Below are 20,052 nucleotides of genomic sequence, written 5' to 3' on the forward strand. Positions count from 1 at the left end.
CTGTGAACCTCCAGCACGCACTGCCCGCCCCCCGCCAGGCGCACGGTGACCTCCCCGCCCCGGGGCTCGGCCTCCAGGGCGCAGCGCAGCAGATTGGACATCATGGCGCGGCACAACGGCCGCGACCCGGCGGCCACAAGCCTGCGCCCCGGCGCCTCCAGCCCCTCGCCTTCCCAGTCCAGGGCCTCGCCGTCCAGCTCCACCCGCACCCCGACGTCCCGGCGGCGCGCCAGGGCGCGCAATTCGAGCCACACGTCGTCCAGCAGGGCCAGCATGTCCACAGGTTCCGGCCGGTGGCAGTACTCGCCCGCCTCGATCATATCCAGGACCAGGGTTCCGTCGATGTCGTCGACCAGGCGGCGCGCGGTGTGCATCATGCCGCGCAGCAGCTCCTCGTGCTCCCGGTCCAGGGACTCGGCGGACAGGATGGCCTGGGCGCCGCTGACGATGCCCGCCAGCGGCGAGCGCAGCTCGTGCAGCACAAGGCAGCCGTGGCCGCCCCCCAGCAGCCGGTTGGCCTGCCCCAGCATGGCCACGCAGGCATCCTCGTCGGCGGAGGGGTCGCCCTGGCGCGCGCAGTGCTTGCGCAGGTTCTCGACGATGCTGCGGAACAGCGCGGGATGCCGGGACACCGCCCGGGACACCGTCTCGGAAATCCTGCCATTCATGGCCAAAAGGAAATCGGGGTCCTCGCCCAGCTCGCAGGCGAGGGCCACGACCTTCTTCTCGGACAGGGATCCCGGTTCACCCCGCTCGATCTTGCTCAGATACGAGTGGTGCACCCGGATGCGATCGGCAACCTTGCGGATGGAGAACCGGGGGTCGTCCCCCAGCAGCGCCTCACGCCGCGTGCGGATGTATTCACCGAATAGCTTTCCCATTACACACCATTCATTTTTTCCCGTTTTTCCCGGTTTTTTCTCACTATTTTGGCTACGGTACAGTAGCCACAAGAATTTTGACAAGCGCAAAGCCGCGCTGTCCGGGAAACACGGTGGAAGGCCGATAAATGACCAAGGAAAAAGGGATGGAAACCCCCGCCCGGACGGACGGGAGCCTTTCGCGCATTGCCTGGCCCGGGGTTTTCCTGTACGCCTGAAGTCCCGGATATCGGGAACTCTTTGCCCCGGAGGGGGCGCAAATGCTCTCCAAGGATGCCCTCATAGCCTGGCTGGACCTGCACGGGCTGCTCACGGCCGACACGGAGCTCGACGTTCACGACGGCTTTGCCGCCGCCGTGCGAGCAGCTGCGGCCGTGCCGCTCCCGGCCGCGAGACGGCTCGTGCCCTGGAGCCCGGGGCCGGGGGCCTTCTTTGCGGCCTGTGCCCGCCTGGACGCCTTGGTGGCCGCAGGCCGCCTGGAAATCGCGGAGGCCGTGGTCGCCCTGCACCTGCTGCGCGCCGGGAACAAGGACCTGCACCGCGAAATCACCCGCCTGGAGCGCCGCCTGCGCAGCGGGCGCCCCCTGCCCGCCGACGCGCCGCTCGCGGCCCGGGAATACCTCGGGGCCACGGCGGAGACATTCACCACCCTGGTGGCCGGATAGCCCCCAAAACGCGGAGCCGCCCGCCGCGCCAGGCGCGACGGGCGGCCACAGTGCCGGGCCACGGGCCCCTACTCGGCCTTGCCGGGCTCGAAGCCGACGCCCGCCACGGCCTTCTTCAGGGCCTCGGGGTCCGGGGTGCCATGCACCGTGGCGCTGGCAGTTTCCAGGCTCACGTCCACGCCGGTCACGCCCGGCACCTTGCCCAGGGCCTCGGTGACGCTGGCCGCGCAATGCTTGCAGGACATACCCCGCACTTCCAATCTGATCATGATACTCCTCCTTGGGCGGCGATCCAGCCCTGGGCCTGGGCCAGGTCGAGGGTTCCGGCGTAGATGGCCCGTCCGGTGATGGCCCCCTCCAGGCCCTTGGCCGTCAGGGGGTACAGCGCCTTGATGTCGTCCAGGGTATGCACGCCCCCGGCGGCGATGACCGGCAGCCCCGCCGCCTCGCACAGGCGCTCCAGGGCGGCGGTGTTCACGCCGGTCTGCATGCCGTCGCGGCTGATGTCGGTGTAGATGACAAAGGCGGCGCCCTGCTCGCGCAGGCGGGGCAGCACGTCGAACACGTCCTGGCCGGCGTCCTGCACCCAGCCCTTGGTCTTCAGCCTGCCGTCCACCGCGTCCAGGGACACGCCCACCCGGCCCGGCAGGGCCGCGCACAGCTCGCCGAACAGCCCCGGGTCTTCCAGGGCCACCGTGCCGATGATCAGTCGCGCCACCCCCGCGCGGACATAGGCCTGCGCGGTGTCCAGGTCGCGGATGCCGCCGCCCAGCTGCACGGGGATGTCCAGCTCGGCGCAGATGCGGCGGATCAGCTCGAAATTGCGGGGCTGGCCGGAAAAGGCGCCGTCCAGGTCGACCACATGCAGGTAGCGCGCGCCCTGGGCCGCCCAGTGCCGGGCCATGGCCGCGGGGTCGTCGCCGAACACGGTGACCTGGTCGGCCAGGCCCTGGCGCAGGCGCACGCACTTGCCGTCCTTGATGTCCACGGCGGGAAAGACAATCACAATCCAAGCTCCTTGAGTCCGGCGGCCACGCCCTCGCGGGCCAGTTCCCCTGCGCTGACCCACTTGCCCCCGCGCTCGATGAACTTCCCGGCCTTGAGGAAATTCTCGGTCAGGGACTGCTGGGTCTCCTCGAACTTGTAGCGCGCGCCGAAGCTCTCGCCGCGCACGTCCACGAGATGCAGCCACAGGGTCACCGAGGCCGGGCGGCGCACGGACACGTCGCTGCCCTCGCGCTCGTGCCAGGCGGTGACCTGCGGGACGAGCAGCCAGTCCACATCCAGGCAGCGGCCCACGGCCAGCCAGTGCCCCAGGGCCCGGCGGGAGCCGGTTTCCCCGGCCAGGACCGTCTCCTCGCACTGGCGCACGGCCTGCGGCCCCAGGGCCGGACCGCGCGACAGCCCCTGGAGCAGCGCGGCGTCGAGGCTGTCCAGGTCCTCGGGGCGCACGGCGGGCACGCCATCGTCCAGGTAGCCGCCAAGCACCTCGCCCGACGAGGCGGGAACGTCGAACCCGGCCACGGCCAGGGAACCCGAGGGGCCCTCCTGGGCCACGGCCGGAGCGCGCCGACACCCGGCCCCCAGGGCCAGGAGCAGCAGCGCCGCCAGGGCCAACGCGATGAAGCGGGAACGGTTCGGCATCAGTCCAGACTCCCCTTGGTGCTGGTCACGCCCTCGCGGGTCCTGGCCACCGCCTGCCCCAGGGCCAGGCCGAAGCCCTTGAAGGCCGATTCCAGCAGGTGGTGGCCGTTGCGGCCGTAAAGGAAATTGATGTGCAGGTTCAGCCCCGCGCGCTGGGCAACGGACTTGAAGAACTCGCGCCACACGTCCTTCTCGTCCCCGGCGATGATGGCGGGCACGGGGCCGTCCTCGTAGACCAGATAGGGGCGCCCGGAGATGTCCACGACCACCTCGGTCAGGGCCTCGTCCATGGGCACCCGGGCCAGGCCGATGCGCGCGATGCCGCGCTTGTCGCCCAGGGCCTCGGCCAGGACCTGGCCCAGGCACAGCCCCACATCCTCCAGGGTATGGTGCGCGTCGACCTCCAGGTCGCCCCGGCAGGTCAGGGTCAGGTCCATCCGCGCCCAGAAGGCGAGCAGGGTCAGCATGTGGTCGGCAAAGCCCACGCCGGTGGCGATCTCGGCCTTGCCGCTGCCGTCCAGGTTCAGGGCGACCTCGACGCGGGTCTCCTTGGTGGCCCGCTCGTAGCGGGCACTGCGGGTGTTCATGGCGGTCTCCGTGGTCGTTGCGGGCGCGCGGCGGGCACGGCACCCGCCAGGATCAATCATGCTCCAAATCCCGGGCGGCGTCAAAGTTTCCGCGCGGATGCGCGCCGCGCGGCCTAGGCGGCGGCCTGTTCTTCCTCTTCGCTGGGCGCGGGCTTCTTGCCGAAGAAATGCGCCAGCCAGATGCCGACCTCGTAGAGCATGATCAGCGGAATGGCCATCAGGGACTGCGAGGCGGGGTCGGGCGGCGTGAGCAGCGCACCGACGATGAACGCGCCCAGGATGGCGTACTTGCGGCTGCGGCGCAGCCCGGCGGCCGAAACCACGCCCAGGCGCGCCAGGAAGAAGATCGCCAGCGGCAGCTCGAAGGCGATGCCGAAGGCGAACAACAACTTCAGGCCCATGGACAGCGACTCCTTCACCGAGGGCAGCATGACCATGAACTCGTTGTCGAAACTGGAGAAGAACTCATAGGCCAGAGGGGTGACCTTGTAGTAGCTGAACAGCGCGCCGCCCACGAACAGCAGGGCCGAGACGAAGGCCAGGGGAGCGATGTAGCGTTTCTCCTCCTTGTACAGCCCCGGGGCGATGAAGGCCCACATCTGGTAGAAGGAATACGGGCTGGTCAGGAAAATACCGGCCACTGCTGCCAGCTTGATATAGGTGATGAAACCTTCTGCCGGGCTGGTGTATATCAGGTGGCCGCCGGAGACGAAGGGCATCAGCGGATCGATGATGAAGCGGTAGAGGTGCTCCGCGAAGGCGTAGGACACGCAGGCGCCGACGACCACGGCTATGGCCGCCCGGGTCAGGCGGATGCGCAGCTCCTCCAGGTGGTCCAGCAGGCCCATCTCCCGGAGCTGCCCCTCGCCCTGCTCCTGGTCGTCCCCGTCCTGCGGGTCGGCCTGGACGGCGGCGGCGGCGTCGGGAACCGCGGCCGGTTCCGGCCCGCCGTCGTCGGGCCCGCCCGAGGGCGCGCCGGGGTCGCCGCCCGCGTCACCGGCGGCGGCGCCTTCCGGCGCGGCGTCTGCGCTCGCGGCAGTGCCGGGCGCCGCGGCGTCGGACGCGTCAGGGGCGCCAGCCCCGGGGGCATCGGGGGCCGGCTGGTTCGCGTGGGGCTCAGGCGTCCGGGGCGCGCTGTCCCCGGAAGCGCTCCGGTCCAGTTCTTCGGGCTTGCGGTCCTCGGTCATGGGCTCTTCGCGCTCCGGTCAGGCGCCCTGGGCGGGCTCTTTGGTGGTCTGGGTGGCAGCCTCGGCGGAGGCGGCGGGCTCGGCCTTGGCCGGGGCGGCCTTGGGCGCGGCGTCCTCGGGCAGGAGCTCGCTCTTGGCCCTGGCCACGCGCTCCTGGCGCTCGGCGCGGTCCACCTCGGCGTTGATGGTCCGCTGCACGTCGCCGGTCACGCGCTTGAATTCACCGAAGGTCTTGCCCAGGGTCCGCGCGATCTGGGGCAGCTTCTTGGGGCCGACCACAAGCAGCGCCACAACGACGATCAGCAGGATTTCCATGGAACCGATGGAACCGAACATGGCACTCCCTTCGCGTAACAGGTGATCGGGGTTGGCGGGGCCGCCGGGGGCGCGCGGGGCGCCCCCGGCCAGCCGCTACTCCCACTCGATGGTGCCGGGAGGCTTCGAGGAAATGTCGAAGACCACGCGGTTCACGCCCTTGACCTCGTTGATGATCCGGTTGGACATCCGGGCCAGGATCTCCGAGGGCAGCCGCGTCCAGTCGGCGGTCATGGCGTCCACGCTGTCGACGATGCGCAGGGCCACGACATGTTCGTACGTCCGGCCATCTCCCATAACCCCAACGGTTTTAAGAGGCAAGAGCACGGCGAACCCCTGCCAGACCTTGCGGTACCAGTCCGTGGCCCGCAGCTCGGCCTGCACGATGCGGTCGGCGCGGCGCAGGATGTCCAGCCGCTCGCGGGTGATCTCGCCCACGATGCGGATGGCCAGGCCCGGGCCGGGGAAGGGGTGGCGCCAGATGATCGAATCGGGCAGCCCCAGCTCGACGGCCACGCGGCGCACCTCGTCCTTGAACAGCTCGCGCAGCGGCTCCACCAGGGCCAGGCTCATGTGCTCGGGCAGGCCGCCCACGTTGTGGTGGCTCTTGATGACCGCGCTCGGCCCGCCCTTGAAGGAGATGGACTCGATGACGTCGGGATACAGGGTGCCCTGGGCCAGGTACTTCACGTTGGGGATCCGGGCCGCCTCGCGGTCGAATATCTCGATGAAGGTGTGGCCGATGATCTTGCGCTTGCGCTCGGGGTCCTGGACGCCTTCGAGCCTGTCCAGGAACTCGTCCTGGGCCTGGACCCAGACCAGGTTGAGGTCGAAGTGCTCCTTGAGGTAGCCCACGACCTCCTCGCCCTCGTTCATGCGCAGCAGGCCGTTGTCCACGAAGATGCAGGTCAGGCGCTTGCCGATGGCCTTGTGCAGCAGCAGGGCGACCACGGTGGAATCGATGCCGCCCGACAGGCCGCAGACCACATGCTCGTCCTCGCCGATGCGCTCGCGCAGCTCGGCCACGTTGGATTCCACGAACGAGCTCATGGTCCAGCCCGGGGTCAGCCCGGCGACCTTGAACAGGAAGTTGGACAGGATCAGGCTGCCGTCGTCGGTGTGCACCACCTCGGGGTGGAACTGGAGGCAGTAGATGCGCCGGGCGGGGTCGGCCATGGCCGCCACGGGCACGTTGCCCGTGCTGGCCAGCACGGAGAAGCCCGGGGGCACGGCCTCCACATGGTCGCCGTGGGACATCCACACATGGTGCACGTCCTTCCCGGCCAGGCCGTCCCACAGCGGGCACTCGCCGGGGGCGGCGATGCTCAGCTCGGCGCGGCCGTACTCGCGCTCCTGGCTGGCGGTGATGCGCCCGCCCAGCTCATGGGCCAAAAGCTGCATCCCGTAGCAGATGCCCAGCACGGGCAGGCCCAGTTCCAGCACGCCCTGCTGGAGCTGGGGCGAGTCCTCGCCGGTGACGCTGGCCGGGCCGCCCGACAGGATGATGGCCTGGGGCTTGCGCGAGGCGATTTCCTCGATGGACGCCTCGCAGGTCAGGATTTCGGAGTACACCCCCGCCTCGCGCACGCGCCGGGCGATGAGCTGGGTGTACTGGGACCCGTAGTCGAGGATGACGACCTTGTCGGGGTGCTGCATGTCTGTGGCTCCGCTGTCTGCGGGTTAGTAGGAGTCCACCCGGTAGTTGGGCGCTTCCTTGGTGATGATCACGTCGTGGACGTGGCTTTCGCGCAGGCCCGCAGTGGAGATGCGCGTGAAGCGGGTCTTCTCGGCCAGCTCGGCGATGCTGGAGCAGCCGGTATAGCCCATGCCCGAGCGCAGCCCGCCCAGCAGCTGGTAGATGGTGTCCGTGACGGGGCCCTTGTAGGGCACGCGGCCCACGATGCCCTCGGGCACCAGCTTCTTGGACTCGCTGGAGAGCTTGCGCGGGGCGCAATCCATCTCGCGGCGGTCCTCGGCGGCCTGCTTCTCCTGGAAATAGCGGTCCGAGCTGCCCTCGCGCATGGCGTCGATGGAGCCCATGCCGCGATAGATCTTGTAGGTGCGGCCCTGGTAGAGGATGGTCTCGCCCGGGCTCTCGTCGGTGCCGGCGAGCATGGAGCCCATCATCACGGTCTGCGCCCCGCAGGACAGGGCCTTGACGATATCGCCGGAGAACTTGATGCCGCCGTCGGCGATGAGGCAGCGGTCGGCCTCGGCGCAGGCGCGGCGCGCCTCCATGATGGCCGAGATCTGCGGCACGCCGACCCCCGCCACCACGCGGGTGGTGCAGATGGACCCCGGGCCGATGCCGACCTTCACGGCGTCCGCCCCGGCCTCGATGAGCGCCTTGGCGCCCTCGTAGGTGGCCACGTTGCCCGCCACGAGCTGGCAGCCCGGGAAGGCCGCCTTCACCGCCGCCACCGAGCGCAGGATGTTGGCCGAATGGCCGTGGGCCGAGTCGAGCACCAGGAAGTCCGCCCCGGCGGACAGCAGGGCCTCGGCCCGGGCGTCGCGGTCGCCGCCCACGCCGATGGCCGCGCCCACGCGCAGCCGCCCCAGGTCGTCCTTGCAGGCCAGGGGATACTTCCTGATCTTTTCGATGTCCTTGATGGTGATCAGCCCCTTCAGGCGGTTGTTCTCGTCCACCACCAGGAGCTTCTCGATGCGGTTCTCGTGCAGGTGGGCCTTGGCCTGCTCCAGGGTCGTGCCCTGGGGCACGGTGACCAGGTGGTCGTGGGTCATCACGTCGCGCACCAGGATGTCCGGGTCGGACACGAAGCGCACGTCGCGGTTGGTCAGGATGCCGACCAGCAGCCCGTCCTTGACCACGGGCAGCCCGGAGATGCGGTACTCGCCCATGACGCGCAGGGCCTGGCCCACGGTGATGTCCGGCGGGATGGTCACCGGGTCGATGATCATGCCGCTTTCGGACTTCTTGACCTTCTCGACTTCGAGGCGCTGGCGCTCGATGGGCAGGTTCTTGTGCACGACGCCCGCCCCGCCCTGGCGCGCCAGGGCAATGGCCATTTCGGACTCGGTGACCGTGTCCATGGCCGCGCTGATGAGCGGCATGTTCAGCTTGAGCCCCGGCGTGAGCCAGGTGCCCACGTCCACCTCGTCGGGCAGCACTTCCGAGTAGGCCGGAAGCAGCAGCACATCGTCGAAGGTCAATCCGTCAAGGGCGATCTTGTCCATGGGCGTCTTCTCCATCCGGCGCGGGGCCGGGCTTTCTGGTTGGGGACGGGCCTAGTCCTCGCCGAGGTAGGCCTTGCGCACCTTGGGGTCGCGCAAGAGCGCCCGCGAGGAGCCCTCCATGATGACCTCGCCCGTGGCGAGGACGTATCCCCTGTGCGCGATGGTCAGGGCCATCTGCGCGTTCTGCTCCACCAGGAGCACGGTGGTCCCGGTGTCGTTGATCTTCTGGATCACGCGGAAGATGTTCTCCACCACGATGGGCGCCAGCCCCAGGGACGGCTCGTCCAGCAGCAGCAGCCGGGGCCGGGCCATGAGGGCGCGGCCGATGGCCAGCATCTGCTGCTCGCCGCCCGACAGGGTGCCCCCGGCCTGCTTGTGGCGCTCGCGCAGGATGGGGAACAGGTCGAAAATCATCGACTCGTCGCGGCGCATGCCGTCCTTGTCGCGGCGCAGGTAGCCGCCCATGCGCAGGTTTTCGCGCACGGTCAGCCCCGGGAAGATCATCCGCCCCTCGGGCACCTGGGTCAAGCCCAGGGCCACGATGCGCTCCGAGGGCATGCGCGTGATGTCCTGGCCCAGGAACTCGATGCGCCCCTGGCCCGGGCGCGTCACGCCGCTTATGCTCATGAGCGTGGTGGACTTGCCCGCGCCGTTGGCGCCGATGAGCGTCACGATCTCGCCTTCGTCGATGGTCAGGCTCACGCCCTTGAGGGCGTGGATGCTGCCGTAGTAGGTGTGGATGGCTTCGACCTTAAGCATGGGCGGCCCCCCGTCCGAGATAGGCCTCGATGACCCGCTCGTCGCCCCGGACCTCCTCGGGGCTGCCGTCGGCGATCTTCATGCCGTGGTCGAGCACCACCAGCCGGTTGCAGATCTTCATGACCAGTTTCATGTCGTGCTCGATGAGCACCACGGTGACGCCCTCGGCCAGGATGGCGTGGATCAGGTCCACGAGCATGCGCGTCTCCTGGGGGTTCATGCCCGCGGCGGGCTCGTCGAGCATGATCAGGCGCGGCCCGGTGGCCAGGGCGCGGGCGATCTCCAGGCGGCGCTGGTTGCCGTAGGACAGGGCGCTGGCCCGGGCCAGGGCCTGGGCCCCCAGGCCCACGAAGTCCAGCCAACGCATGGAGCGCTCGATGATCTCGGCCTCCTCCCGGCGCTGGGCGCGGCTGCGCAGCACGGCCCCGAAGAAGTTGGACCGGCTGCGGCAATGGCAGCCGATGCGCACGTTGTCGAGCACCGTCAGCTCGGAGAAAAGCCGGATGTTCTGGAAGGTCCGGGCGATGCCCAGGGCCGTGACCCGCTCGGGCTTGAAGCCGTTGGTCACCGTGGGTGCGCCGGGCTCGGCCTCGAAGACCACCCGGCCCTCGGTGGGCGAATAGACCCCGGCGATGCAGTTGAACATGGTGGTCTTGCCCGCGCCGTTGGGGCCGATGAGGCCCATGATCTCGCCCCGGCGGACCTCGAACTCCACGTCGTTCAGGGCCATGAGGCCGCCAAAGCGCTTGGTCACGCCGTCGATCTTAAGAATGGGTTTCACGGCGCTCTCCGTAGGTCTTTTCGATGCGCTCGGCCAGGGCCGCCAGAAGCGGGTTGCCCCTGGCCGTGGCCGCGATGGCCGGGAAGAATCCGGCGGGCTTGAAGCGCATGATGAGGACCATGATCAGCCCGTAGAACAGGAAGCGCACCTCGGGCGGCAGCCCGGCGACGAAGAGCGCCTCGCGCAGCACCTCGCCCAGGCAGACCATGATCACCGCGCCGATGAGCGCGCCGTGGATGTTGCCCAGGCCCCCGAGCACCACCATGCACAAGACCAGGAACGATTCCCAGAACTTGAACATGTCCGGCGAGAGGAAAAGCTGCCAGCGGGCGAAAAAGGCCCCGCCCACGGCGCCGATGCCCGCCGAGATGGCGAAGGCGATGACCTTGTAGGTCAGGATGTCCACCCCGCAGCTGGCCGCGGCCAGGGGATCCTCGCGGATGGCGAACCAGGCCCGGCCCAGGCGCGAATCCTCCACCCGGCGCAGGACGAAGTAGACCGCCAGCACCATGAACAGCGCAAGGTAGAAATAGGGCGCCTCGCCCACGAACTCCCAGAACCAGTCGGGGTGCAGGAATTCCAGGTTCACGTTCACCGGGTCGATGCCCGGAAGGCCCAGGGGCCCGCGCGTGAGCCAGATCTCGTTGGTCAGGAACAGCACCACCAGCTCCGAGAAGCCGAAGGTGACGATGGCGAAATAGTCGCCGGTCAGCCGCAGGGTCGGCGCGCCGAGCAGCACGCCCCACAGGGCCCCGTTCAGTGCCGCCAGGGGCACGATGAGCCAGAAGCTCACGCCGTAGTGCACGGTGAGCAGGCCCGCCGTGTAGGCCCCGATGCCGTAGAAGCCGACAAAGCCCAGGTCGAGCAGGCCGCAGAATCCGGGCACGATGTTCAGGCCCATGGCCAGGACCATGTAGATCATGACCAGGATCACCACATGCAGCAGGTACTCGTTGGCGAAGGGCAGCAGCGGGTAGGCCAGCAGCCCCAGGGCCAGGACGGCGAGAAGCGGTTTGATCTTGCCCATGTCCGTCTCCTAGGCCTTGTCGATGACGGCCTTGCCCAGCAGGCCCGAGGGTCGGAAGATGATCACCGCGATCATCACCGCATAGGCCACGCCGTCGCGGTACAGCGAGGAGACGTAGCCCGCGCCCAGGGCCTCGGCCACACCGAGCACGATGCCCCCGAGCATGGCCCCGGGCACCGAGCCGATGCCGCCCAGCACCGCCGCGGCGAAGGCCTTGACCCCCGCCACATAGCCCATGGTCGGGTACAGCGAGTTGTAGTAGACCGAGACCAGGATGCCCGCCACCGCGCCCATGGCCGAACCCAGGGCGAAGGTAAAGGCGATGACGAAGTTCACATTGATGCCCATGAGCGCCGCGGCGGTCTTGTTCTGGGCCAGGGCGCGCATGGCCGTGCCGATGCGCGTGCGGGTGATGATGAACATGAGCCCGAGCATCATGGCCGTGGTCACGGCGAAGATGAACAGTTGCAGCCAGGTCAGGTAGACCCCGGAGAAGCTCAGGGCCGTCTCGTTCAGGTAGGCGGGCACGGCGCTCTGCACGAAGGGCAGCGGGCGGCTGCCCCAGATGACCATGGCCAGGTTCTGCAGGAAGATGGACATGCCGATGGCCGTGATCAGCGCCGCCAGGCGCGGGGCCTTGCGCAGGGGCTTGTAGGCCACCAGGTCGAGGAACATGCCGATCAGGGCGCAGCAGCCCATGGCCGCCACAATGGCCAGGTAGAAGGGCATGCCCACGGCGGTGATGAACGTCACGCACAGGAAGGCGCCGAACATGTAGACCTCGCCGTGGGCGAAGTTGATCAGCTCGATGACGCCGTAGACCATAGTGTAGCCCACGGCGATGAGCGCGTAGATCACGCCGAGCGTCAGGCCGTTTACCAGTTGCGGGAGAAGCTGTTCGAGCAAGGGTCACTCCCCGGAGTCGCCGGGCGCCGCGGGGTCGGGAGGGGCGGCGCCCGGAAGGCTGGTGCGGTGCATGGTGAAAATGAAGAAACAGGCTGGAACCGGGCCCAGCCTGTTTCATGATCACTTCCTACGGGATCGCGGCTACTTGAGCTGCTGGGCGGGGACCATCTCCCCGTTCTTGACCACCTTCACGAAGGCGGGCTTCTGGGCGTCGCCGTGCTCGTCGAAGTAGGTCAGCCCGGACACGCCGTGGTAGCCCTTCTCGGGGGTGTTCATCCCCGCCAGGTACTCGCGGATCTTGGCGCGGTCGGCCCCGGCCTTTTCGATGGCCTGGAGCAGGATGCCTGCGGCGTCATAAGCGTTGGCGCTCATGTAGTCAACATCGCGATTGTAGCGGGCCTTGAAGTCCGCCAGGAACTTCTGGGCCTCGGGGCCGGCCTCGGAGGCCAGGAAGGGCGTGGTGATGTAGGTGCCCTCGGAGGCGTCGCCAGCCAGCTTGATGTAGTCCATGTTGTCGAAGCCGTCGGCGCCGAACTTGAGCACGTCCAGGCCGATCTTCTTGGCCTGGGAGGCGATGAGGGCGCCCTCGTTGTAGTAGCCGGACAGGAAGATGCCGTCGGGGGCGGAGGCCTTGAGCTTGGTCAGCTGCGGGGTGAAGTCGGGGGTGCCCTTCACATAGGCTTCCTCGCCCACCACATCCAGGCCCAGGCGCTTGGCCTCGCCCACGAAGGCGTCCTTCAGGCCGATGCCGTAGTCGTTGTTCTCGTAGAACACGGCGACCTTGGCCACACCCAGGACCTCCTTGGCGTAGCGGGCCAGGAACTTGCCCTGGAAATCGTCGCGGTACACGTCGCGGAAGGACCAGACCAGACCCTTGCGGTCCTTGTTCTGGTCGGAGATGGCGACGTTGGTGGCGGTGGGGGTGATGGCGGGGACGCCGGCGCGCAGGTAGGTCGGCAGGGCGGCCAGGTGGGCCGAGGAGCACAGGTGGCCCACGACGCCGACGATTTCCTCGTCACGCGCGATCTTGGCCGCAACGGTGTTGGACTCCTTGGGGTCGCACAGCGAGTCCATCCAGAGCACCTCGACCTGGGCGCCGCCAACGCCGCCAGCGGCGTTGATCTCCTCCACCTTCAGCGTCACGCCGGCCTTGACGTTGTCGCCATAGGCCGCCGCCGGGCCCGAGAAGGCCGACGCGCAGGCGATCTTGACGGTTTTCGCATGGGCGGGAACGCTCATCAGGGCGACCACGCAGGCCAGCAGGACAGCCTTGCACCATCCAAATTTCATGGGAACCTCCACAGATAAAGTTTGGCGGGCGGGCGGAGTGCCGACGCCCCTTGCCAGGCTTCCCGGGGTGCTTTGCGGGGGGAGGAGCGCCGCCGGAAAGCTTTGCAATCGCAATGCAGACAAGTGCCACGAACCCAGCGCGCCTGTCAAATCGTTTACCCGCCAAAACCCATGTGCGGCGCCCCGGCGCGCCCCGGCCGCGAGGCGGGGGCGCGCCGGGGCGCGGGGGGGCCGGGACGGCCGGGGGGCCGCCCCGGGGCTACTTCAGCCCCGCGAGCTCGTCGCGGGCCTGCTGGCGGGTCTGCTCGTCCACGTCGGGCGAATCGGCCACGGCCTGGAAGAACTCCCGGGCCTTGGCCGCGTCCTTCAGGAAATGGCCGTACAACACGCCCAGGTTGTAGCGGGCCATGACGTTTTGCGGCGCGAGGTCCAGGATGGTCTCGAACTTGTCGGCGGACTCGCGGTACTTCTCGCGGTTGAAGTCGCAGATGCCCAGCATGCTCAGCACCTCGACGTTGCCCGGGGCCACGGCCAGGGCGCGCTCAAGCAGCTGCGTCGCGCGCTCCCACTGGCCCATGCGCATGAACTGCTCGCCCAGGATGGCCAGGGTGTCCACGTCGTTGGGGTTTTCCTGCAGGCGCTGCATGAGCGAGGCGATCATCTTCATGCCCGCCTCGTCGCCCTGCTGTTCGTGGTCGTGGTCGTCGGCCTGGGCCGAGCGGGCCTGACGCGGGGCCTGCACCAGGGAGGGGTTGTCCACGCGGTAGGCGAAGGACCACAGGAACATGACCACCAGCCCGGCGGCCACGAAGCCCACCACCAGCTTCACCCCCCCGGAGACGCCGCCCCCGGGCCGTGCGCCGTCTGCGGCGCCTTTCTTCCTATTGGCCATCGCGAAGCCGCTCCATTTGCACGATGCGTGTTTCCAGGCGCCGCTGCCGGGCGCCAAGCAGCAGCAGATAGCCGCCGATGCCGAGCCACACGGCCACGTTGGCCGCGAGCAGATAGGTTTGCTGATCCATTGTCATACTCTCCCCGGGGCGCGCGGCCCCGCTGTCCGATGGCGGCAGGTTCAAAAGGCGTTTTGGCGGGCCAGGGCGTCCAGGGCCTCGGCGGCGCGCATCTGCCGGGCGCGCAGGCCGACCACGGCCAGCCACAGCAGCCCGAAGGCCCCCAGGCAGACGAACATGGCCGTGAGCATCTCCGGCTCCAGCCCGCCGCCCTGGCGGCCCAGCACCGAGGGATGGATGCTGCGCCACATGCGCGCGGAAAGGAACACCAGCGGCACGTCCACGAAGGCCACGATGCCCACCACGGCGCAGACCAGCCCCCGGCGCTCGCCGCCGATGCCCGAAGCCCGCAGCACGAGGTAGCCGCAATAGACGAACCACATGATCAGCGTGGTGGTCAGGCGCGGATCCCAGGTCCACCACACGCCCCAGGCCGCGCGGCCCCAGACCATGCCCAGCACCAGGGCCAACCCGGAGAACAGCACGCCCGCCTCGGCGGCGGCCCCGGCCCAGAAGTCGAACCCCGGCCCGCGCCGCACGAGGTAGCCCACCCCCGCGGCGAAGACCACGAAGAAGCTGATCAAGGCCCACCACGCCAGGGCGATGTGGAAATAAAAAATCTTCTGCACCGGGCCCATGGTCATCTCCACCGGCGCATGGACCCACACGAAATACTGTGCCGCGCACAGGGCCACGGCGGCGGCCACGGCCAGGGGGCCGGCCCAGTTCATCTGCCTTGCCACGAGAACCTCGCTGCGGCGGACGGCCCGCTCCCGGCCCCTCCGCCCGTTTCGGAAAACCACACGCCGCGCGCCACGCCCTACTCCTCGCCGCCGTAAACGAAGGGGAACAGGATCAGCGCCGCGCCGGTGAACAGGGCGTCGAAGGCCCCGGCCAGCCCCAGCCAGCCCGCCACGTCGCCCTCCCCGCCCGCGAAGCAGGCCGCGAAGACCTTGATGCCCGCCAGCAAAAGCGGCACCAGCAGCGGAAACAGCAGCAGCGTGAGCAGCGACTCGCGCGCCGCCTGGCCCTGGGCCAGGGCCCCCAGCAGCGCCCCCAGCACCACCACGCCCCAGTCCGCCAGGGCCAGCCCCAGCAGCGCCTGGGCCGCCCCGCCCCGCACGCCCTGGCCCAGGAAGGCCACCGCCGCGGGAAAGAACACCGCCTGGGCGATGAGCAGCAGCGCCAGCCCGGCCAGGGCCTTGCCCAGCCACACGGCATGCACCGGCATGGGCGCCAGCACCAGCGCCAGCCGCGCCCCGCTGTGTTCCTCCAGGGAATACACCGTGTTGAACACAAGCACCATGGCGAACAGCGAGGCCAGCCAGAAGATGCCCGCCGCCGCCTGGGGCGGCACCAGCTCGCCGGGCGGGCGCGACAGGCTGAAGACGAAGATGAGCAAAAGCCCCAGCAGCACGGGCTGGGCCAGGCCCACCCCGCCGCCGAGCACCAGCCGCAGGTCCTTGCGGGCGATGACCAGGGCCGCGCGGATCATGCCCGGACCTCCCGGGCCCCGGCGTCCGCCCGCGCGGGGCCCACGGCCCCGGCGGGGACGAAGTCCCGCGCCGGGCCGAAATAGGCGCAACCGCCGTTTTCCAGGGCCAGCACGAGGTCCGCCCGGGGCAGGTCGCCCGCCACATCGTGGCTGACCCAGACCACCGAGGCCGCGCGCCCGCGCGCGGCGGCGATCTCGGCGCGCAGGATGTCCAGGCTGCGCTGGTCCAGCCCGGTGCCCGGCTCGTCGAGAAAAAGCAGGCTCGGCCCGGGCAGGAACGCCCGCGCCAGGGACAAACGCTGGGCCATGCCGCGCGAGAAGTTGCCCGCCGGCTCGTGGGCCGCGCGCTCCAGGCCCACCCGGGCCAGGGCCGCCTCCAGGGCCGCGTCGCCCCCGCCAAGGCCGTAGAGCCGCGCCCAGAAGCGCAGGTTCTCCAGGGCCGTCAGGCGCGGGTACAGGAAGGTCTGGTGGCCCACATAGCCCACGGCCCCGGCGGGGCAGCCCAGGTCCACGGAGCCCGCCGTGGGCCGCGAGAGCCCGGCCATGATCCGCAGCAGCGTGGACTTGCCCGCCCCGTTGGCCCCGACCACCAGCAGCACCCGCCCGGCCTCCAGCTCCAGGGAGATCCTGCGGAAGACGAGCCGGGGCCCGTGGAACTTGGCCACCTCGGACAGGCGCAGCAGCACGGGCCTATCTCCTGCGGCCCAGGGCGATGAACGGCAGCAGGGACATGATGGTCCCGCCGATCCAGACCCAGTTCACCAGCGGGTTGACCGCCAGCTTCAGGGTCGCCGCGCCCGAGGCGTCGTGGGCCAGGACGGTGGAGTACAGCTCGTCGCCCAGCCCCGGGATGACCGAGACCTCGGAGAATGCCTGGCGCTCGAAGTTGCGGTACACCCGGCGCTCGGGGCGCAGGGTGCCCAGGGCGCGGCCCTCGCGGGCGACCTCCACCACGGCCTGGAAGCGGGCCATGGAGTTGGACGAGGATTCCTCGCCGCCCGTGTAGGTGAAGTCGTAGCCAGCCAGGCTGGCCGAGGCGCCCTGCTCCAGGCGCACCTCCACGCTCTGGGCATAGGGCCCGGAGAAGGCCACCCCGAGCACCATGAGCGCAACGCCCACATGCACGCCGTAGGCGCCCCAGGAGAAGCGGCTCGAACGCAGGTGCGCCTGGGTGGCGAACAGCGCCGCGATGCCCGCCAGCCCGCTGACCGCCGCCGAAGCCGCCACCAGGGGCAGGACCATGCGCACGCCCGTGGCGTAGAAGAACATGCCCGCCGGGACCAGCGAGGCGGCCACGGCGATGAACAGCCGCTTGTCGCGCACGCCGCCCTTCCAGCCCAGCCAGGGGCAAAAGACCAGGAACACCGCCATGCCCGCGAACAGCGGCAGGCACACGCGGTTGTAGAACCCGGCGTCCAGGCCCACGGGGCTCGGGCTCCAGAGGTGCGAGATCACCGGCCACATGGTGCCCAGGAAGATGACCGCCGCCGTGGCCAGCAAAAGCCAGGCCGCCGCCACCAGAAACCCCGGGCGGGAAAGGAATTCGTCCAGGGGCCGGGCCTGGGCGTTGGACGCCAGGAACGGCACCCCCGCGGCCAGGGCGCCCAGGGCCAGCTGGAACACCAGCAGCACCCCGCCCACGCCGCCGTCGCCAAAGGCGTGCAGCGAGTCGATGACCCCGCTGCGCACCACATAGGTGGCGAAAAAGCACAGCAGCAGCGTGAAGGCGGCCAGGAAGACGTTGGTGCGGTGCAGCGAACCGCGCCGGGCCTGGATCACCGCCGTGTGCAGGAAGGCCGTGGCCGCCAGCCAGGGGATGAGCGAGGCGTTTTCCACCGGATCCCAGGCCCAGTAGCCGCCCCAGCCCAGCTCCATATAGGCCCACCACGCGCCGAGCACGATGCCCGCCGTGAGGAACGCCCAGGACACCAGGGCCCAGTTGCGCGCGCCCGTGAGCCAGCCCTCGGCGTCGCCGTCCAGCCATGCGGCCAGGGCCAGACAGGCCGGCACGGTGAAGCCCGCGTAGCCGATGAAGAGCAGCGGCGGATGGAAGACCATGCCCGGGTTGCGCAGCAGCGGGTTCAGGCCGTTGCCGTCCGCCGGGGCCGGGGCCAGGATCAGGAACGGGTTGGTCGGCCCGGTGAGCACCAGCAGGAAGAAGACCTGCACCGCGCAGTGCAGCAGCCAGAACAGGGCCTTGGCCCGCGGCGAAAGCCGCCGGTAGGCCGGGGTGGCCAGGAACACCCAGCCCATGACCGCCACGCACAGCGCCCAGAACAGGAACGACCCGGCCTGCCCGGCCCAGAAGGCCGTCACGGCGTAGAACAGGGGCAGGTACTGGTCGGTGTACGAGGCCACATACTGGAAGGAGAAATCGCGGCCCACCAGGGCGCGCAGGAGCACCGCCGAGGCGGCCAGGACAAGGACAAGGGCCGCGCCGTGGCCGCGCTCGGCCCAGCGCACGGAGGCCGCGCGGCTGTCGTCGCCGGTGGCGGCCAGGGCCGCCCAGGCCGCCACGGCCCCGGCGGCCAGGGTGGAAAGCATGGCCGCGACCAGACAAAAGAATCCCAGGGTCTGCATGGAGTTCCTCGTTTCAGGGTGGTCCGGCCCGCAGGACCGGGGACGAAGGCGCGTTGCGCCGTCAGGACTGATCGGCCTTCCCGGCCTTCTCCTCGTCGCGCATCTTCTGGTACTTTGAGGGGCACTTGGTCATGAGCGTCCGCGCGGTGAAGGCGTGGGCGCCGGGGGCGACCCCGCCCTCCACGATGACCTCCACCCCGGGCTTGAAGGTGTCGGGCACCGCGCCGGAGTAGGACACGACGATGGCCCGCGAGGTGTCGTCCTTGTCCAGCAGCCGGAAGGTGGCGCCCATGGTGCCGGGCCCGCCGGAGAGGTCCTTGTCGTCCACCACGCCGAAGAGCCGGGCGTTCTTCAGCTCGCCCTCGGGCAGGGCCAGGGCCTCGGCGACGTTGACGAAATACACGCTGTTCTCGGACACGCCCGAGAAGATCAGCCAGCCCAGCCCGCCCAGCAGCAGGGCCAGGGCGGCGGCGTAGATGCTCGTGTTGCTTTTCTTGGCCATGCGCTATTCTTCCTCGCGGCCCTCGGGGCCGTCGGCAAGGTGTTCTCCCCGCCGCTGCCGGGCCAGGGCGCGGGTGTCGACCACTTCGTCGGTCTCGTCCACGATCTCCTTGCCCAGTATCTCCTCGAGCACGTCTTCGAGCGACACCACGCCGCCCACCCCGCCGTACTCGTCCAGGACAATGAACAAATGCATCCGCGAATCCAGGAACTTCACCAGCAGCCTGTCCAGGGTCAGGCTCTCCTGGACGAAACGCGCGGGCTTCATCAGGTCGGCCATGCGCAGCCCGTCGCGGTCGTCGGCCTGGGCCTGGAGTATCTCGCGGCGGTAGACCACGCCGACGATATTCTCCGGGTCGCCGTCGGCGAACACCGGCACCCGGCTGTACGGCCAGGAGTTGCCCCCGGCCCGCGCCTGGGCCACCGTGGTCTGCGCGGGCACCGAGAAGACCACCGTGCGCGGGGTCATGATCTCATGCACGACCTTGCGGTCCAGGCTCAGGATGTTCTTGATGGAGCGCTCCTCATAGGCCTTGAGCACTCCCGAGCGCCGCGTGAGGCTGACCAGCGCGGCGATGTCCTCTTCCGTGTGCCGGGGCCCGGCGGCCTTGCGCTGCAGCATCCGGGACAAAAACCCCAACAGGAAGATCACCGGACCGAACACCCACACCAGTATCTGCAACGGCTTGGCCAGCACGGCGGCCAGGGGCCCGGCGTAGAGGATGCCCATGGTCTTGGGCAATATCTCCGAGAACACCAACACGACCACGGTGAAGGCCGTGGCGAACAGCGCCATGTGCTCCGGCCCGAACACCCGCGCCGCAGCCGCCCCGGCCACCGCCGCGCCCACCGTGTGGGCCACGGTGTTCAGGGTCAGCACGGCGGCGATGGGCCTGTCCACGTCCGAGCGCAGGACGTAGAGGATATTGCCCGCGGGGCGTCCGGCCTTGCGCAGTTGCTCGATGCGGCTCCAGGGCACCGACAGCAGCACAGCCTCGGCCACCGAGCAGAAAAAGGAGACACCGACGGCCAGCCCCACGGCAAGGATCAGATCGAGCATCGCACGTCCTGCACCGGGCGGCGGGATCCGAACGCCAAGCCGCCACCCGACGCCTCGGGGCGCCAGTCGGCAGGGGCGGGGTCGTCGCTCACGGGTTCGTCCATCACCATATCTACAGGCGGATGTACCAAAGCGCCCACCCCCGCGCAAGAGACAATATTTGCACAAA

General features: G+C 69.4%; 23 protein-coding genes. 1 reads left to right on the forward strand and 22 read right to left on the reverse strand.

Annotation, left to right across the window (positions count from 1 at the left end; genetic code table 11):
• The coding region (locus M0P34_RS04075) for a helix-turn-helix domain-containing protein (protein ID WP_291496633.1) at positions 1–881 on the reverse strand (881 nt) is incomplete at its 3' end.
• 260 nt (positions 882–1,141) lie between these two features.
• Between M0P34_RS04075 and M0P34_RS04080 the strand changes: the two genes are divergently transcribed.
• Positions 1,142–1,546, forward strand: a complete 405-nt coding sequence (locus M0P34_RS04080; protein ID WP_291496635.1) for a hypothetical protein — start codon at positions 1,142–1,144, stop codon at positions 1,544–1,546.
• A 68-nt stretch (positions 1,547–1,614) separates the two neighbouring features.
• Here the strand turns inward: M0P34_RS04080 and M0P34_RS04085 are convergent, their stop codons facing one another.
• The 21 genes from M0P34_RS04085 to M0P34_RS04185 form a co-directional block, all read right to left on the reverse strand.
• On the reverse strand, positions 1,615–1,815 hold the full coding sequence (locus tag M0P34_RS04085) for a heavy metal-associated domain-containing protein (protein ID WP_291496637.1): 201 nt from the start codon (positions 1,813–1,815) through the stop codon (positions 1,615–1,617).
• Positions 1,812–2,552, reverse strand: a complete 741-nt coding sequence (gene hisA / locus M0P34_RS04090; protein ID WP_291496639.1) for a 1-(5-phosphoribosyl)-5-[(5-phosphoribosylamino)methylideneamino]imidazole-4-carboxamide isomerase — start codon at positions 2,550–2,552, stop codon at positions 1,812–1,814. Before hisA ends, M0P34_RS04085 begins: the two co-directional genes overlap by 4 nt.
• On the reverse strand, positions 2,549–3,190 hold the full coding sequence (locus M0P34_RS04095) for a hypothetical protein (protein ID WP_291496642.1): 642 nt from the start codon (positions 3,188–3,190) through the stop codon (positions 2,549–2,551). The genes hisA and M0P34_RS04095 overlap by 4 nt, the downstream gene beginning before the upstream one ends.
• The gene (hisB, locus tag M0P34_RS04100; RefSeq protein ID WP_291496644.1) at positions 3,190–3,777 is read right to left on the reverse strand and encodes an imidazoleglycerol-phosphate dehydratase HisB; all 588 of its coding nucleotides are present in this window, start codon (positions 3,775–3,777) and stop codon (positions 3,190–3,192) included. Before hisB ends, M0P34_RS04095 begins: the two co-directional genes overlap by 1 nt.
• Positions 3,778–3,890: 113 nt before the next feature.
• Positions 3,891–4,964, reverse strand: a complete 1,074-nt coding sequence (gene tatC, locus M0P34_RS04105) for a twin-arginine translocase subunit TatC (RefSeq protein WP_291496647.1) — start codon at positions 4,962–4,964, stop codon at positions 3,891–3,893.
• A gap of 18 nt (positions 4,965–4,982) precedes the next feature.
• Positions 4,983–5,300 carry a Sec-independent protein translocase protein TatB gene (gene tatB, locus M0P34_RS04110; RefSeq protein ID WP_291496649.1) on the reverse strand — a complete coding sequence of 106 codons (318 nt, stop codon included), beginning with the start codon at positions 5,298–5,300 and terminating at the stop codon, positions 4,983–4,985.
• Positions 5,301–5,375: 75 nt separating this feature from the next.
• Positions 5,376–6,935 (reverse strand): glutamine-hydrolyzing GMP synthase, encoded by a 1,560-nt coding sequence (guaA, locus tag M0P34_RS04115; RefSeq protein WP_291496651.1) that lies wholly within the window; start codon positions 6,933–6,935, stop codon positions 5,376–5,378.
• 24 nt (positions 6,936–6,959) lie between these two features.
• Positions 6,960–8,474, reverse strand: a complete 1,515-nt coding sequence (gene guaB / locus M0P34_RS04120) for an IMP dehydrogenase (protein ID WP_291496682.1) — start codon at positions 8,472–8,474, stop codon at positions 6,960–6,962.
• 51 nt (positions 8,475–8,525) lie between these two features.
• Positions 8,526–9,233 (reverse strand): ABC transporter ATP-binding protein, encoded by a 708-nt coding sequence (locus M0P34_RS04125; RefSeq protein ID WP_291496652.1) that lies wholly within the window; start codon positions 9,231–9,233, stop codon positions 8,526–8,528.
• On the reverse strand, positions 9,226–10,014 hold the full coding sequence (locus M0P34_RS04130) for an ABC transporter ATP-binding protein (RefSeq protein ID WP_291496659.1): 789 nt from the start codon (positions 10,012–10,014) through the stop codon (positions 9,226–9,228). Before M0P34_RS04130 ends, M0P34_RS04125 begins: the two co-directional genes overlap by 8 nt.
• The gene (locus tag M0P34_RS04135) at positions 9,998–11,041 is read right to left on the reverse strand and encodes a branched-chain amino acid ABC transporter permease (protein WP_291496661.1); all 1,044 of its coding nucleotides are present in this window, start codon (positions 11,039–11,041) and stop codon (positions 9,998–10,000) included. The genes M0P34_RS04130 and M0P34_RS04135 overlap by 17 nt, the downstream gene beginning before the upstream one ends.
• Positions 11,042–11,050: 9 nt before the next feature.
• A complete protein-coding gene (locus tag M0P34_RS04140; RefSeq protein ID WP_291496663.1) occupies positions 11,051–11,947 on the reverse strand; it encodes a branched-chain amino acid ABC transporter permease in 897 nt (298 codons plus the stop codon).
• A 141-nt stretch (positions 11,948–12,088) separates the two neighbouring features.
• The gene (locus M0P34_RS04145; RefSeq protein ID WP_291496665.1) at positions 12,089–13,237 is read right to left on the reverse strand and encodes an ABC transporter substrate-binding protein; all 1,149 of its coding nucleotides are present in this window, start codon (positions 13,235–13,237) and stop codon (positions 12,089–12,091) included.
• Between the two features lie 259 nt (positions 13,238–13,496).
• Positions 13,497–14,129 (reverse strand): tetratricopeptide repeat protein, encoded by a 633-nt coding sequence (locus M0P34_RS04150; RefSeq protein WP_291496667.1) that lies wholly within the window; start codon positions 14,127–14,129, stop codon positions 13,497–13,499.
• The gene (locus M0P34_RS04155) at positions 14,119–14,259 is read right to left on the reverse strand and encodes a CcmD family protein (protein ID WP_291496669.1); all 141 of its coding nucleotides are present in this window, start codon (positions 14,257–14,259) and stop codon (positions 14,119–14,121) included. Before M0P34_RS04155 ends, M0P34_RS04150 begins: the two co-directional genes overlap by 11 nt.
• Positions 14,260–14,309: 50 nt before the next feature.
• On the reverse strand, positions 14,310–14,978 hold the full coding sequence (ccsA, locus tag M0P34_RS04160; RefSeq protein ID WP_291496671.1) for a cytochrome c biogenesis protein CcsA: 669 nt from the start codon (positions 14,976–14,978) through the stop codon (positions 14,310–14,312).
• 89 nt (positions 14,979–15,067) lie between these two features.
• On the reverse strand, positions 15,068–15,742 hold the full coding sequence (locus M0P34_RS04165) for a heme exporter protein CcmB (protein WP_291496673.1): 675 nt from the start codon (positions 15,740–15,742) through the stop codon (positions 15,068–15,070).
• On the reverse strand, positions 15,739–16,428 hold the full coding sequence (ccmA, locus tag M0P34_RS04170) for a heme ABC exporter ATP-binding protein CcmA (protein ID WP_291496675.1): 690 nt from the start codon (positions 16,426–16,428) through the stop codon (positions 15,739–15,741). The genes M0P34_RS04165 and ccmA overlap by 4 nt, the downstream gene beginning before the upstream one ends.
• 4 nt (positions 16,429–16,432) lie before the next feature.
• On the reverse strand, positions 16,433–18,322 hold the full coding sequence (locus tag M0P34_RS04175; RefSeq protein WP_291496676.1) for a cytochrome c-type biogenesis CcmF C-terminal domain-containing protein: 1,890 nt from the start codon (positions 18,320–18,322) through the stop codon (positions 16,433–16,435).
• A gap of 61 nt (positions 18,323–18,383) precedes the next feature.
• Entirely contained in the window at positions 18,384–18,824 is a 441-nt protein-coding gene (locus M0P34_RS04180; protein WP_291496678.1) for a cytochrome c maturation protein CcmE, read from the reverse strand.
• 3 nt (positions 18,825–18,827) lie between these two features.
• Positions 18,828–19,883 (reverse strand): hemolysin family protein, encoded by a 1,056-nt coding sequence (locus M0P34_RS04185; protein WP_291496680.1) that lies wholly within the window; start codon positions 19,881–19,883, stop codon positions 18,828–18,830.
• Positions 19,884–20,052: the final 169 nt, after the last annotated feature.

This window comes from Desulfocurvus sp. (genome assembly GCF_023230885.1).
GTDB lineage: Bacteria > Desulfobacterota > Desulfovibrionia > Desulfovibrionales > Desulfovibrionaceae > Desulfocurvus.